Origin of the sequence: Brevibacterium sp. 239c, from assembly GCF_900169365.1 — a bacterium.
Classification (GTDB): domain Bacteria; phylum Actinomycetota; class Actinomycetes; order Actinomycetales; family Brevibacteriaceae; genus Brevibacterium.
The window spans coordinates 122,206-137,329 of record NZ_FXZH01000005.1 but is presented as its reverse complement, the minus strand read 5'-3'; the positions used below and the strand labels follow the sequence as shown (position 1 = coordinate 137,329).

At 64.0% G+C, this 15,124-nt stretch carries 12 protein-coding genes; 11 read left to right on the top strand and 1 reads right to left on the bottom strand.

What is annotated here, in order from left to right; all coding sequences use genetic code 11:
• Positions 1–107 precede the first annotated feature (107 nt).
• From BSP239C_RS06625 to BSP239C_RS06615, 3 genes are read left to right on the top strand one after another with little or no spacing between them, the layout of a single operon-like run.
• The gene (locus BSP239C_RS06625; RefSeq protein ID WP_101571154.1) at positions 108–695 is read left to right on the top strand and encodes a GNAT family N-acetyltransferase; all 588 of its coding nucleotides are present in this window, start codon (positions 108–110) and stop codon (positions 693–695) included.
• A gap of 40 nt (positions 696–735) precedes the next feature.
• Positions 736–1,485 carry a 4-hydroxy-tetrahydrodipicolinate reductase gene (gene dapB, locus BSP239C_RS06620; RefSeq protein WP_101571151.1) on the top strand — a complete coding sequence of 250 codons (750 nt, stop codon included), beginning with the start codon at positions 736–738 and terminating at the stop codon, positions 1,483–1,485.
• Entirely contained in the window at positions 1,485–1,943 is a 459-nt protein-coding gene (locus tag BSP239C_RS06615; RefSeq protein ID WP_101571149.1) for a hypothetical protein, read from the top strand. Before dapB ends, BSP239C_RS06615 begins: the two co-directional genes overlap by 1 nt.
• Here the strand turns inward: BSP239C_RS06615 and BSP239C_RS06610 are convergent.
• A complete protein-coding gene (locus tag BSP239C_RS06610) occupies positions 1,906–3,189 on the bottom strand; it encodes a heparan-alpha-glucosaminide N-acetyltransferase domain-containing protein (protein WP_101571147.1) in 1,284 nt (427 codons plus the stop codon). The genes BSP239C_RS06615 and BSP239C_RS06610 overlap by 38 nt on opposite strands.
• Before the next feature lie 146 nt (positions 3,190–3,335).
• Here BSP239C_RS06610 and BSP239C_RS06605 point away from each other — a divergent pair, with 146 nt between their 5' ends.
• The 8 genes from BSP239C_RS06605 to BSP239C_RS06570 all read left to right on the top strand — a co-directional run bounded on the left by BSP239C_RS06605 (position 3,336) and on the right by BSP239C_RS06570 (position 15,121).
• The gene (locus BSP239C_RS06605) at positions 3,336–5,351 is read left to right on the top strand and encodes an NADH:flavin oxidoreductase (protein WP_101571145.1); all 2,016 of its coding nucleotides are present in this window, start codon (positions 3,336–3,338) and stop codon (positions 5,349–5,351) included.
• Positions 5,348–6,025 (top strand): TetR/AcrR family transcriptional regulator, encoded by a 678-nt coding sequence (locus tag BSP239C_RS06600; RefSeq protein WP_101571142.1) that lies wholly within the window; start codon positions 5,348–5,350, stop codon positions 6,023–6,025. Before BSP239C_RS06605 ends, BSP239C_RS06600 begins: the two co-directional genes overlap by 4 nt.
• 182 nt (positions 6,026–6,207) lie before the next feature.
• Positions 6,208–7,131, top strand: a complete 924-nt coding sequence (gene dapA, locus BSP239C_RS06595; protein WP_101571140.1) for a 4-hydroxy-tetrahydrodipicolinate synthase — start codon at positions 6,208–6,210, stop codon at positions 7,129–7,131.
• 34 nt (positions 7,132–7,165) lie between these two features.
• Positions 7,166–8,812, top strand: coding sequence for a ribonuclease J (locus tag BSP239C_RS06590; RefSeq protein ID WP_101571137.1), 1,647 nt, complete (start codon positions 7,166–7,168; stop codon positions 8,810–8,812).
• A 467-nt stretch (positions 8,813–9,279) separates the two neighbouring features.
• The gene (gene aceB, locus BSP239C_RS06585) at positions 9,280–10,884 is read left to right on the top strand and encodes a malate synthase A (protein WP_101571134.1); all 1,605 of its coding nucleotides are present in this window, start codon (positions 9,280–9,282) and stop codon (positions 10,882–10,884) included.
• Positions 10,885–11,034: 150 nt separating this feature from the next.
• Positions 11,035–12,501, top strand: a complete 1,467-nt coding sequence (locus BSP239C_RS06580) for an FAD-linked oxidase C-terminal domain-containing protein (protein WP_101571132.1) — start codon at positions 11,035–11,037, stop codon at positions 12,499–12,501.
• Positions 12,498–13,649: an FAD-binding oxidoreductase gene (locus tag BSP239C_RS06575; RefSeq protein ID WP_180958940.1), complete on the top strand. Its 1,152-nt coding sequence runs from the start codon at positions 12,498–12,500 to the stop codon at positions 13,647–13,649. Before BSP239C_RS06580 ends, BSP239C_RS06575 begins: the two co-directional genes overlap by 4 nt.
• Positions 13,649–15,121, top strand: a complete 1,473-nt coding sequence (locus BSP239C_RS06570; RefSeq protein ID WP_180958939.1) for a (Fe-S)-binding protein — start codon at positions 13,649–13,651, stop codon at positions 15,119–15,121. Before BSP239C_RS06575 ends, BSP239C_RS06570 begins: the two co-directional genes overlap by 1 nt.
• The last annotated feature ends 3 nt before the right edge of the window (positions 15,122–15,124 follow it).

The window sequence follows — 15,124 nt, the reverse complement described above, 5'->3', positions numbered from 1 at the left end:
CCTGAGCAACCATCCCGGCGCTGGGAAACCCGCAAAAGGTTGCTCAGCGTCCGGAGAGGTCGAAAGTTGCCCTGCCTCGACTGTCCCCGGCCCACTACGCTTGGCCCATGACCGCCTCTCTCAGACGCTGGCACCGCGCTGACGCGGATACCCTCGTCGACATCTATGCCCGTGCTGACTCGGATCTTCTCAACAACATCCCTGACGATCTCTCACTGGCGGGCGCGCAGACATGGCTGGACTGGGCCGGTGGCGCAGAAGTCGATGGTTCAGCAGTGGCCCTCGCAATCGTGGACGGCGACGAGAGCCCGGTCGGCAATGTCATGGCGACATCCATCGACCAACGAAATTCGACCGCCTGGGTCTCCTACTGGCTTGACCCGAGCGCCCGCGGTCAGGGACTTGCAGCGGCCGCTCTGCGCAGCTTCGTCGATTACCTGCACGATGAGCACAACGTCTACCGTCTTGAACTGGGCTACCGGTTGAACAATCCAGCATCGGCAGCAGTCGCCGCGAGTGCCGGATTCGTCGTCGAAGGTAGGCAGCGCGAACGACTGCTCTACGACGGAGTCCGGTTCGACACAGAAGAATGTGCTCGACTGGCCGGAGACCCACGGCCGCAACGGCGCAGACTGCCGATCCGTGCGTCAGAGACCACATCACCTGATGAGGGTGGCCGGGCCGGAAGTCGTTAGACTGGCCTGCGGAGATCGTCGAGCAAGGAGTTACGAACTTATGAATGCGATTCGAGTAGCCGTCATCGGAGCACAGGGCCGCATGGGCGGCCAGGCTGTCGATGCCATCACCGAGGCCGAGGGTCTCGAACTCATCGCGGCTCTGGGCAGCAGCGACTCCTTGGAGACCCTGCTGGAGAAGAACATCGACGTTGCGGTCGAACTTACGGTCCCGAAATCGACCGAAGACAATGTGCGCTTCCTGGTCGAGCACGACATCGACACCGTTGTGGGCACCACCGGCTGGGACAACGATCGTCTGGCTCGGCTCGAGGACTCCCTGCAGAGCCATCCGAAGACCGCCGTCCTCATCGCCCCGAACTTCTCGATCGGCGCAGTCCTGGCGATGCGATTCGCGGAACTGGCAGCACCGTACTTCGATTCCGCCGAGGTCGTCGAAATCCACCACACACGTAAACTCGACGCTCCCTCAGGCACCGCTAACCACACGGCCCAGCGCATCGCTGCGGCCCGCAATGCGGCGGGCCTGCCGCAGGTCCCCGACTCCACCGAGAGCGACCCCAACGGGGCCCGTGGAGCCGTCATCGACGGCATCCACGTCCACGCCATCCGTCAGCAGGGCATGAATGCCTCCGAAGAGATCCACTTCGGTTCCGACGGCGAGGCGCTGACCATTCGCACGGATTCACATTCCACCTCGGCGTTCATGCCCGGAATCGTCACCGCGGTGCGTTCGATCGCCGAGTACACCGGTCTGGTTCACGGCCTCGAGAACATGCTCGACCTCTGATGTCCAAAGGCAAAATCGGGGCGATCATCGTCTCAGTGGTGCTCGTCTTCTACTTCGTCCTCATGGGGCATCGAGCATGGATACTGGTCAGAGAACCCGACCTGGTTCCACGGCTGATGGGTATCGCCCTCTTTGTCCTGCCCCTTATCGGGGCATGGACGCTGGTCGTCGAGCTCATGTTCGGCGCACGGACTGAGAAACTGGCACGCATCCTCAAATCCGAGGAGGGACTTCCCATTGATGACCTGCCGCGGACACCGGGCGGAAAGATCATTCGCGAAGCCGCCGACGAGGAATTCGGAAAGTACCAGGCCGAAGCTGAGGCAGCGCCTGAAGACTGGCGTTCATGGTTCCGTCTCTCCTGCGCCTACGACGCGTGCGGGGACCGCAAGCGTGCCAGATCAACGATGCGCAAGGCCGTCAATATGTATCGGGTCGGCGCGAAGCAGAATTCCTAGCCGAGTCTGAATCCGGACTCGGAATCGGTGACGCGGACCGAATCACCGCGGCGACTCCCGCTTCCAGCGGACCGTGGGCACCGATCGCCAGCTTCCACAGCAGCGCAGACCCGATGAACACGAGAGCATGGACACTGAACTCGACGGCCTGCGGTGTCATCATCTCGCCGCCGAGGAGCGGAGTGGCTTCGACCCAGGGGCGAGTGATCTGGAGCAGGATGACGTGGGCGAAGTACACGCTCAAGGGCATCGAACCGGGAGCCGTCAACGGTGCAAGCACCCAGGTCTTTCGTCCCAGAAGAACAGCCAGCGACTGACAGGCGACGATGGTCAACAGCGCCGTCCCAGCCGTGGAGAGCAGGTCGAAGGGTGTCCCTGAGTGCGGGCCGGCGATCGCCAGCCACCACCAAGAGGTCGTCGGCGTCACCCCATAGCTGCCGGTGAACAGCGCCGCGTTGAGGTCGGTTCCATACAGCTCGGAGACACGGACCAGGACAGGACCTCCGCCGGCGACGTTGAGGAGCAGCCACGAGACGCCCTTGCCGATGAGGCAGAGTCCGAGTCCGGCGGCGAAGAGGGACATGAGGTGCTTGCCGATGTCGACCTTCGCCACCGCCATCCCCAGCACAATGTAGGACAGCCACTGCAGAACCGGATAGTAGCCGGTGAGCACCAGATCGTGGAGCATCGTCAGCGGAGTCGCAAAATCGAACCATGACATTGACGAGTACTTCGGCTCCAGCCCGAACTGACTGCGGATGAGCATCGAGAGCACAGGACTGAGGATCATCCACGCCAGGGCGGTGACGAAGAGGGTGCGGGTGCGCAGGCGCAGGAATAGCATCGCAATGGCGAACATGACCCCGTAGTTGACGAGGATGACAGCCAGCAGCGTCGACACCGATCCCAGGCACAGTCCGATGAGAATGATTGCTCCCGCGCGGATGAGCACACTGGGTGCAGCATCGCGCAGGCGCCCGGAGCCTGCCATCCGCGACCGTGTGGCGAGAACCAGCGAACAGCCGGCCAGGACCGCGAACAGTGCCGAGGCTCGGCCTGCGAACACAGCGGCCCAGGTAGGGAAGCCCTCAGGGTCGGATAGGGCGAAGATATGGGTGACCATCATCGCGAACAGGGCGATTCCGCGTGCGGCATCGAGCCCGATGAGGCGGCCGGGGGGACTCAGATGTTCCAGAACCGATTGACCCGGCGCAGTCGCCGAGATGGGGGAGCGGTGAGAGCTCATGCCTCGATTCTCACATGCCCCGGAACGTTCCCGCTGTTCTGCACCTAGCGACGGGGTCTTCCACGCCGAGCGCCGGGACTTCCCCCGTTAGTCATACCGTGATATGAATTACGGGTCAGGACCCACCGCATGCATCAAGGATGATCATGTCTTCACTGTTCCCACGCCTCTTCGAACCCATCACACTGGGCCCGAGGACCATTCGCAATCGCATCGTGTCCTCAGGCCACGACACGGTCCTCGATGACCACGGGAAGATCGGCGACGATCTCGTGGCCTATCACGAAGCACGAGCCCAGGGCGGCTGTGGGCTCATCGTCCTCCAGGTCTCCGGAGTTCACGAGACCGCCCGCTACACGAACCATGTGCTCATGGCCACCGATGATTCCTCGGTGCCCGGATACGGAGCCGTCGCCGAGGCAGTCCACGCTCATGGTGCCACGATCTTCGCTCAGCTCTTCCACCCCGGCCGGGAGGTCATGGACGGTGAGCGCGGCATGGCACCGCGAGCAGTCGCACCCAGCGACGAACCGCAGGAGCGCTTCAAGGTGGTCCCCGAGGCACTGAGCACCGAAGCGATCAAGGAGATCATCGCCGGCTACGCGAGCGCCGCCAAGCGGATCAGTGACAGCGGCATCGACGGCGTCGAGATCGTCGCCAGCCACGGGTATCTGCCCATCCAATTCTTCAACCCGCGAGTGAATGTGCGCACCGACGAATACGGTGGCAGTCCGGCCAACCGTCGTCGCTTCCTCGCCGAGGTGGTCGCCGGGGTCCGCGAAGCAGTGGGCCCCGACGTCGTGGTCGGCCTGCGGATCTCAGGAGAGGAGAAGACCGAAGACGGGATGGTCGCCACCGAGGTCCTCGACCTCATCGAACACCTCGATGGAATGAAGACGGGTTCTGATGCTGGCCCCAGCGCGGGCGACATCGAGGAAGTGGACTGCCTCGACTACTTCTCGATCACGGCCGGAGACTCCTCGACCCTGCAAGGTGCGGTGCACATCGTGCCCTCGATGCAGATCGACCCGGCCTATGCCGCGACCCTGTCCGAACAGGTCAAGAAGATCACAGACAAACCGGTCATGGTCGCCGGACGAATCAACCAGCCGCACGAAGCGGAGAAGGCCATCGCCGAGGGGCGCACGGACATGGCGATCATGACTCGGGCGATGATCTGCGATCCCGCGATCGCCAGCAAGGCGCAGCGTGATGCGGTGGACGAGATCCGGGCCTGCATCGGCTGCAACCAGGCCTGCATCGGACACTTTCAGATGGGTGTGCCCATCTCCTGCATCCAATACCCCGAATCGGGCAGAGAGCTTCAGTTCCTGCCCCGGCCCACGGTGAGGATCCGGCGTCGTGTCCTCGTCATCGGCGGCGGACCAGCCGGACTCAAGGCAGCAGCGGTGGCAGCCGAAGCCGGTGATGACGTCGTGCTCTGCGAACGCGAGCCCCACCTCGGCGGGGCTGTGCTGATGGCACAGGAACTGCCCTACCGATCCGAATTCGGGGGAGCCGCGACGAACCTGAGCGCCGAGGCGAGACGAGCCGGCGTTGACATCCGCACCTCGACGCCGGTGACCCAGCAGGTCTTCGACGAGGTGGCACCCGAACATGTGATCGTTGCGACGGGTGCGCAGCAGCGCATGCCCCACCTTGAAGTCGACGACGAGGCCTTCGTCATCGGTGCCCGCGACTATCTCATGACCCAGCCGACCCTGCCGGCAGGTCGCGTGCTCGTCAGTGACTGGATGGGCGACTGGATCGGCCTGGGCATCGCGTTGCGTTTGGCCGAGGCTAGGGTGCCGGTGACCTTGGCGACGGCGGCGAACTTCGCCGGAGCCGCCATCCAGCAGTACACGCGCACGCTGCTCATGTCCCAGGCACTGCGGACAGGAGTCGACTTCGTCAACGACGCTCGCCTCGTCGGAGTCGATGCGACGACCGGGTACCTGCAGTCAACCCTGTGCGAGATCGTCCACGAGGTCGACGGTGTGGCCGCCACGATCGTCTCCGGGGCCCCACAATCCGTGGTCCCCGATCTTGATTTCGGGACTGCGAGCGTTCGGACCATCGGAGATGCCGTGGCCCCGCGGACCGTGGAGGAAGCGGTCTTCGAAGGACTCGAGGCTGCGAGCAGTCTGGCGCCAGTCCCGTGAGTCCACGTCCCCAGTTCTCCACGGCCGAAGTCGACGCCCGGCGCGCCGCGATCCTCGAAGCAGCCCTTGACCAGATCGCTGCGCAGGGGCCCGAGTCTGTCCGGATGAAGGACATCGCCGAGGCAGCAGGACTGTCTGTGGGCACCCTGCAGTACTATTTCGGATCCCGCGAGTCACTGCTCGTCCACGCCTTCTCGACCCACAGCAGCGCAACCGTCGACGCCATCGCGGGTCTCACACGGGAGGATGCCATCGCGGGTCTCACCAGGAGACAGGGGACAGCGTGGGAGACGCTGCAGGCGAGTCTGCAGGCCGTGCCGAGGATCGGTGACCTCAGACGCCGCTCACAGGTGTGGCTCGAGCTCATCGCCGCCTCGTCGCGCAACGGCTATCTGCGCGACTCCGCCGACGCTGTCTTCGACACCTGGCGTGCCCACTTTCGGACCCTCATCGAAACCGGCATCGACGATGGAAGTTTCAGCCCGCACACCGAAGTGGATCTCATCGTCGACATTCTCATCGCAGCGATCGACGGCTTCGACATGGCGGTGGCCGCCGGCCGCAGCGATGTCACACCCGAGAGGATCGCAGACTCCCTCGAACTCACCGCGAGGAGCCTGCTGGGTGTCCATGGCAGGGCCACCAACAGCGCATACGCCAGCACAACCCTCTGAAGCCCGATCCATGTGATCTGTCTCTCGTGCTGAAAACACCACCGATCGCCCCGGGTGAACGTCCCGCACACCGCCGATGAGCGGGGCGCGGCGACGGGTGGCAGGCGGTGATCAGAAAATGCGCCGGTGGCGCGCGCACGGCCACTGCCGCAGACTAAGACTGTGCGCGGTATCCTTTTCGTATGGCGATTCTCGGTGACAACGCAGCGGCCGCTGCAATTGATGCGTTCGGTACTGTCGGCACGGCGATGGTGACGCCGTTCAAGGACGACGGAACCATTGATTATCCTGCCGTGGAGAAGGTAGCGAACCATCTCGTCGACCTCGGCAACAACATGCTCGTCGTGTCCGGAACCACCGGCGAATCACCGACGACGACCGACGACGAGAAGATCGAGCTGCTCAAGGTCGTGCGCGGCGTCATCGGCAACCGGGCGAAGATCATCGCGGGCACCGGCAACAACGTCACTTCGCATACCATTGACCTGTCCAAGCGTTCGGCAGCAGCCGGTGCCGATGGCATCCTCATCGTCACCCCCTACTACTCGAAGCCGACACAGCCGGCCATCGCCGCCCACATGTGCGCGGCCGCGGACTCCACCGATCTTCCCGTCATGCTCTATGACATCCCAGGACGATCGGGCGTGCCCATCCGCACGGAAACTCTCCTCGGGTTGGCCGATCACCCCAACATCCTCGCGGTCAAGGACGCCAAGGGCGACCTCTTCGCCTCCGCGCAGGTGATGAACCGCAGCTCCCTCGTCTACTATTCGGGCGAAGACGCACTCAACCTTCCGCTGCTGGCACTCGGCGCCCTGGGCGTCGTCTCCGTTGCTGGCCACGTCTGCACACCACGGTTTGCCGACATGGTCGAGGCCGTGGCGAACAACGACCTCACCACCGCTCGCGCGATCGCCCATGAAACGGCGGACATGGTCGACGCGCTCATGAATCACATGCCGGGAGTCACCTCGGCGAAGGCCGCATTGCAGGCCCAAGGAATACTTGACAACCGCGGAACACGAATGCCGCTGCTCCCAGCAGATGAAGAGCAGATGGCGCTCGTGACCGCCCAATTGACCAGGAGTGGTTACCTCAGTGAATAATGCATTGACTCAAGAATTGAAGCTTCCGCCGAAGATGGACGCAGAGGCCGTCCGCATCGTCGCACTCGGCGGCCTCGGCGAAGTCGGTCGCAACATGACCGTGTTCGAATACCACGGCAAGCTGCTCATTGTGGACTGCGGCGTCCTCTTCCCCGAAGAGGACCAGCCCGGCGTCGACCTCATCCTTCCCGATTTCGCCTACCTCGATGACCGTCTCGACGACATCGTCGGCCTCGTTCTGACCCACGGCCACGAAGACCACATCGGTGCCGTGCCCTACCTGCTGCGTCGCAAGGCCGATATCCCGATCCTCGGTTCGAAGCTGACGATCGCGCTCATCGAGGCCAAGCTCAAGGAACACCGGATCAAGCCGATCACCCGCGTGGTCAAGGAAGACGACCTCGACCAGCTCGGTCCCTTCGACCTTGAGTTCGTCGCCGTCAACCACTCGATTCCCGACGCGCTCGCGGTCTTCATCCGCACCGGCGCAGGAAACATCCTCCACACCGGCGACTTCAAGATGGACCAGCTGCCTCTCGACGGCCGCATCACGGACCTGCGTGCCTTCGCCCGCCTCGGCGAGGAAGGTGTCGACCTGTTCATGACGGACTCGACGAACGCCGAGGTCCCCGGGTTCACCGCCCTGGAGAAGGACATCGGACCGGTTCTCGAGAACCTCTTCGGTCACGCCGAGCGTCGGATCATCGTCGCCTCATTCTCCTCACACATCCACCGTGTCCAGCAGGTGCTCAACGCCGCTGACGCGCACGGTCGCAAGGTCGCGCTCGTCGGCCGGTCGATGGTGCGCAACATGAAGATCGCGGAAGATCTCGGCTACCTTGAGGTCCCACGCGGTGCCCTCATCGACATCAAAGAGGTCGACAAACTCCCCGATGACCAGGTCGTGCTCATGTGCACCGGTTCGCAGGGTGAGCCGATGGCCGCGCTCTCGCGCATGGCCAACCGCAGCCACCGCGTCGAGGTGGGCGACGGTGACACCGTCATCCTGGCCTCCTCACTCATCCCCGGCAACGAGAACTCCGTGTTCAAGGTCATCAACGGGCTGATGAAGCTGGGTGCCAATGTCATCTCGAAGGCAGACGCCAAGATCCACGTCTCCGGCCACGCGTCCGGCGGCGAGCTGCTCTACTGCTACAACATCGTCAAGCCCCGCGGAGTCATGCCCGTCCACGGCGAATGGCGACACATGCTGGCCAATGCCAGGCATGCCGAGGCGACCGGGGTGAATCCGGACAACATCGTCCTTGCCGACGACGGTTGGGTCGTCGACCTCAAGGACGGTCACGCCGAGGTCGTCGGTGCAGTGGACTGCAACTTCGTCTTCGTTGACGGCTCCTCCGTCGGTGAGATCACCGAGGCGGATCTCAAGGACCGTCTCGTGCTCTCCGGCGAAGGCTTCGTCACGATCTTCATGGCCATCAACAGCCAGTCGAAGTCCCTCATCGCCGGGCCCGAGATCCACGCCCGCGGTGTGGCCGAATCCGATTCCGTTTTCGACTCCATCATGCCGAAGGTCACGAAGGCCGTCGAAGATGCGCTCAAGGACGGCAACACCGACCAGTACCAGCTGCAGCAGGTTGTGCGCCGCACTGTGGGACGTTGGGCGTCCTCGAAGCTGCGTCGCAAGCCGATGATCGTCCCCATGGTCGTCATCGTCTGAGTTCGCTTCGCTGAGTTCGCTTCGCTGAGTACTCTCGTGTGAGTTCAGACACTTCGCCCGCGGTGCACCCTCGAAGGAGGGCGCATCGCGGGCGAAGTCGTATCTGCGGGGCCTTGGCCCCACGGCCTCGAAGTCTCTGTCGTCGATCACCGCCAACTCGTCTGTCTCTGCCCCCGATCAATGCGAAGCTCGTTTTCACCGTCCCCGGCGACGATAAAAACGGGCTTCGCATTGATCGAGGCCGCGCGTTAGTCTCGAAGGAGTCAGGCCGCCCCGCTCGAAGAGTGAGCCCGGGCACTTCTGGTGGTGTCTCAGAACGAGGGAAGGGTTTGACGAGAGGTGCGTCACCTCCTATTCTTTTCGTTGTGTGAACAATAAATTTCACGATGTGAAAGTTTTGCAGGCCAAACCCCGTTGCCAGCGACAAGCGATGCACTAGTGAAAGTGCCGACTAAGGAGAACCACGGATGACTGCTCATATCGAGAATCTGAACATTCCAGAAGGCATGGAGATTACCGGCGAACTGCCGGACGGGGCAGAGAAGGTACTCACCCCCAAAGCTCTCGAGCTCATCGTCGAGCTGAACCGGAAGTTCAACGGCACCCGCCTCGAACGATTGGAGGCTCGCAAGGAGCGCCAGGCTCAGATTGCCGCCGGCGCTGACCTCGACTTCCTCCCGGAGACCGCCGAGATCCGCAACGATCCCAGCTGGCAGGTCGCACCACCGGCACCCGGTCTCGAGGACCGGCGCGTGGAGATGACCGGACCGACGTACAAGAAGATGACGATCAACGCCCTGAACTCCGGGGCCAAGGTGTGGCTGGCTGACCAGGAGGATGCGAACACCCCACAGTGGGATTCGGTCATCGGCGGACAGCTCAACCTGCTCGACGCACTCAACCGCGAGATCGACTTCACCTCGCCCGAGGGCAAGAGCTACACCCTGGCCCCCGACGAGGAGCTGCCGACCATCGTCGTCCGTCCCCGCGGCTGGCACATGCCGGAGAAGCACATCCTCGTCGACGGCGAGGAGACATCCGGCTCGCTCGTCGACTTCGCGCTCTACTTCGCCACCGCCGGACAGCTTCAGATCGAAAAGGGCAAGGGCCCGTACTTCTACCTCCCGAAGATGGAATCCCATCTCGAAGCTCGTCTGTGGAACCAGGTATTCGACCATGCAGAGGACTCCTTCGGTCTTGACCGTGGGACCATCCGCGCCACCGTGCTCATCGAGACCTACCCTGCGGCCTTCGAGATGGAAGAGATCCTCTACGAGCTGCGCGAGCACTCCTCGGGTCTCAACGCCGGCCGCTGGGACTACATCTTCTCCGTGATCAAGAACTTCCGCGCCCGCGGTGCTGACTTCCTGCTGCCCGACCGTTCTGACGTGACGATGACGGTGCCGTTCATGCGTGCCTACACCGAGCTCCTCGTTCACACCTGCCACAAGCGCGGCGCGCACGCCATCGGCGGCATGTCCGCCTTCGTGCCCGCGAAGGATCCGGAGGCGAACGAGGCCGCATTCAACAAGGTCCGCGAGGACAAGTCCCGTGAGGCCGGCAAGGGCTTCGACGGCTCCTGGGTGGCCCACCCCGGCATGGTCGCACTGTGCAAGGAGGTCTTCACCGAGACGCTGGGTGCCAACGCCAACCAGATCGAGAACAAGCGCGACGATGTGTCCGTGACTGCAGCCGATCTCCTCGACGTCAAGTCGACCCCAGGATCGATGACGGAGCAGGGTCTGCGGATCAACGTCTCCGTCGGCATCCAGTACCTGCGCGCCTGGTTGGAAGGAAACGGCGCCGTCGCCATCAACGGACTCATGGAAGATGCCGCGACCGCTGAGATCTCCAGGTCCCAGGTCTGGCAGTGGATGGACGCCGGAGTCGAACTCGACACCGGAGTCACCGTCACAGCTGACTTCGTGCGCCAGGTCGTGACCGAAGAGGTTGCGAAGCTTCCGGGTGAGCAGGCGGATTGGAAGGATGCCACCGACACATTCCTGTCCGTGGCCGTCGCAGACGAGTACGTCGACTTCCTGACGCTGCCGGCCTACGCCCGCATGCCCTGATCTGCGCGCGCCTGTGGGCTGAACTAAAGCCCTGAGTCGGCACGGTTCAGGAGTCTCACCACGTAAGAACGCCGTCGAAAATGTGCTCCTTGGCACATTTTCGGCGGCGTTCTTCGCTAAGCTCGACATCATTGACGCAAGGAGGCGTAAGTGGACAAGAGCAGAGTCGACTCGGTTCTCACACGGATCGAACCGCATTTGCCACCAGGGGCGATCGTCACCGACGAGAACGAACGCAAAACCTATGAGTGCGATGGTCTGGCCGTGCACAGGACCGTCCCGGCCCTGGTCATCCGCGTCACCTCCACCGCCGAGGTGGCCGTTGCCGTGCGTGCCTGTCACGAGTTCGCTGTCCCCTTCGTCGCCCGGGGTTCGGGCACCGGACTCTCCGGTGGTGCCCAACCGCACGCCGAGGGCGTGCTCATCGTCATGTCGACGATGCGAGACATCCTCGATATCGATCCGCTGGCCCAGCGCGCCATCGTGCAGCCCGGGGTCATCAACCTCAATCTCTCCAATGAGGCCAACCCGCACGGCTACTACTTCGCCCCGGACCCTTCGAGTCAGAGCGTGTGCTCGATCGGCGGCAACGTCGCTGAGAACTCCGGCGGTGCCCACTGCCTCAAATACGGGTTCACCACCAACCACGTCACCGGCCTCACCCTGGTCACCGCCCAGGGTGACATCGTCGAGATCGGGGGAGATGCTCCCGAATATCCCGGCTATGACCTCCTCGGTGTGCTCTGCGGATCAGAGGGGACGCTGGGCATCGTCACCGAGGTGACCGTGCGTCTGACCCGGCTGCCCGAAGCGGTGGAGACGCTGCTCATCGGGTTCGAGTCGACCGATGCGGCAGGAGAGGCGGTCAGCGACATCATCTCCGCGGGGATCATGCCCGCCGCCATCGAGATGATGGACGCCCTGGCCATCGAGGCCGCAGAGAAGGCCGTGGCGTGTAACTACCCAGAGGGTGCCGGTGCTGTCCTCGTCGTCGAACTCGATGGCCCTGCCATCGACGTCGATCTCGAACGCGAGACCGTCATCGCCCGGGCCAAGGACCACGGGGCCGGCGAGGTTCGCGTTGCCGTCGACGATGTCGAACGCGGTCTGATCTGGAAGGGCCGGAAATCGGCCTTCGCCGCTGTCGGTCGCATCAGCCCCGACTACATCGTCCAGGACGGGGTGATCCCACGCTCACGGCTCGGGCCTGTGCTGGCCTCGATTTCGACGATCGCTGAGGAATGCGGTGTGCGCGTGGCCAACGTCTTCCACGCCGGAGACGGCAACCTGCACCCGCTCGTGCTCTTCGACGGCAGCATCGAGGGCCAGACCGAACTGGCCGAGACCGCCTCGGGGCGGATCCTCGACCTGTGCCTGAGCGAAGGCGGTTCGATCACCGGGGAACACGGGGTCGGCTCCGACAAGGCGAAATTCATGCCGCGGATGTTCACCAATGAGGACCTCGACACGATGCAGATCCTGCGCTGTGCCTTCGACCCGGACTATCTGTCCAACCCGGGAAAGATCTTCCCGACTCCTCGACTGTGCGGGGAACCACCTCGGCGAACATCGGGGGAACACCCACTTCAGGCAGCAGGAAAGGCGGAGCTGTTTTGACCGAGGAACTGCCCAGGCTCGCTCGACCCGACAGCGTTGAAGAGCTCTCCGAACTCGTGGCCGCCGCGCACCGAGACTTACGCACCATCGGCGTCTACGGTGGTGGAACCGCACTTGCTGATCACCCGCCGGGTAAGACTCCGGGGCTTCTCCTCGACATGGGAGGCCTCAACCAGGTCACCGAACACTCTCCCGGAGACCTCATCCTCGTCGCCGGAGCAGGTGCCACGGTCGCTGAGCTGACCCGAGTCGCCGAAACCGGAGACCAGGAGCTCCTCTCAGACTTTCCAGCCGACCGCACCGACTCCGGTTCAACCCTGGGCGGAGCCATCGCCACCCGTGCCGTCGGGCCCCGCCGCATCGGCCGCCTGCCGCTGCGTGAAGTCGTCCTCGGCGTCACCGTCGTCCTCGCCGACGGCACGATCGCGAAGGCCGGAGGCAAGGTAGTGAAAAATGTCGCCGGCTACGACCTCGCCAAACTCATGACCGGGTCCTGGGGCACGTTGGGCATCATCGCCAGTGCTGCGATTCGGCTCTACCCGAAACCGCAGACTCAGGGCTTCGTCGAGATCCCCGGCGCCGAGGCTGCGCTTTCCAGCATCGGATCCCAGGTGGCCCCGGCGGCAGTCGAAATCGACCGCTCGCCGGGTGTAGCGGCAACGACCGTCGTGATGGTCGAAGGACTCCCTGAGTCGGTCGAGTCCCGAACACGGCAGATCATCGACGCCAACCCCGGTGCGATGCCGGGCGTCGAACCCAGCTGGTGGGCACGGCGAGCCCAAGCACCGGTGACGATACGGGCCTCGGTCTCACCGGCCCTAGTGCCGGAACTGGTGGGCCAGGTCGCCCGCCTTGAGGACGCCATCGGGTACCCGATCCAACTGCGCGGGTCCGCCATGGGAGTCTTCGACCTGGGCATCGGCGATCTCGACTCCGATCCCACGATCGCGACCCGCGTCGTTCTCGAACACCTGCGCTCATGGGGCCAGAAGCAGCTGAGCGCGACCGTGCTGTGTGCCCCCGCCTCGGTGTGGGGCGAGGTCGATGCCTGGGGCGAGATCCCCGGATTCGGACTCATGACCACCATCAAGGACCGGTTCGATCCGGACGGTCTGCTCTCACCCGGACGTGGAATAGGAGGACTGTGATGTCATGCGATTGCGGTGGCGCAGGAGCCTGCCAGGGCGGCGGAGCGCCCAGTGAAGCGACCGGTCCGACACCCCTGGAGGCCACGATGTCGACCGCGGGTCAGACAACGATGGAGATGGCCCCGCCGACGATGGACCACTCGGCCTTCGACGTCTTCAACCCACCGGATTCGAGTCTCATCGCCGACTGCGTCCACTGCGGTTTCTGCCTCCCCGCCTGTCCGACCTACCAGCTGTGGGGAAACGAGGAGGACTCACCGCGCGGTCGCATCTACCTCATGCAGGAGGGCCTGAAGAACGGTCCGATGAGCGCGTCCATGGTCGAACACTTCGACGCCTGCCTGGGCTGTATGGCCTGCGTCAGCGCCTGCCCCTCGGGCGTCCAATACGACAAGCTCATCGAGGCCACCCGCGGACAGGTCGAACGCAACGGTCAAGAGCATCGCAGCCGCGCCGAGGTGGCGCTGCGGGCAGCGATCTTCCAACTCTTCCCGTACCCCGATCGTCTCAAGACGATGTTGGCACCGCTCAAGCTCTACCAGCGGACGGGGCTGTCCACGCTTGTGCGCAAGTCCAAGATCCTGGAGAAGCTCTCACCGACCTTGGCCACGATGGAGGCCATCGCACCGCCGGTGACGAAGAAGGTCAGTATTCCATCGTCGAACCCGCCACGTTCGGCCGCAGGTGAGAGCCTGCCGGTCAGGGCGCGGGTGGGGATGCTGCTCGGTTGTGTGCAGCGCACCTTCTACCCTCAGGTCAACGCCGCGACCGTGCGCGTGCTCAATATGGAGGGCTGTGAGGTTGTGGTGCCTCAGTCGCAGGGGTGCTGCGGTGCACTGTCGGTCCATGCCGGGCGCAGCGAGGAGGGCGAGGACTTCGCGCGCAAGATCGTGGACACATTCACCTCGGCGCAGGTGGACTATCTGGTCGTGAACTCCGCCGGCTGCGGGTCGACGATGAAGGAGTATGCCGACATCCTCGCAGGTGATCCCGCCTATGCCGAGCGTGCGAAGGAACTGGCGGACAAGGTCAGAGACGTGACCGAGATCCTCGTCGAGCTCGGCCCCAGCGCCCCGCGGCATCCGGTGGCCGATGGTGGTCTGCGTGTGGCCTACCACGACGCCTGCCACCTCTCCCATGCCCAGGGGGTGCGCAACCCTCCACGCGAACTACTGGGTCAGATCCCGGGAGTCGAACTGGCTGCGATCAAGGACGCCGACACCTGCTGTGGTTCGGCCGGTATCTACAACCTGGTGCGCCCAGAGGCAGCTCGTGAACTGGGGGATAAGAAGGCCACGAACATCGCCGCCACCAAGGCCGGACTCGTCGTGACAGGCAACCCCGGTTGCCTGCTGCAGGTCACCGACGCCCTCCGCCGACAGGGTGAGGCAACGCTGCCCACCGCGCACACGATCGAACTCCTCGACGCCTCACTCACTGGGGCAGGAGCCGGAGAGCTGCTGGCACGCTGAGGC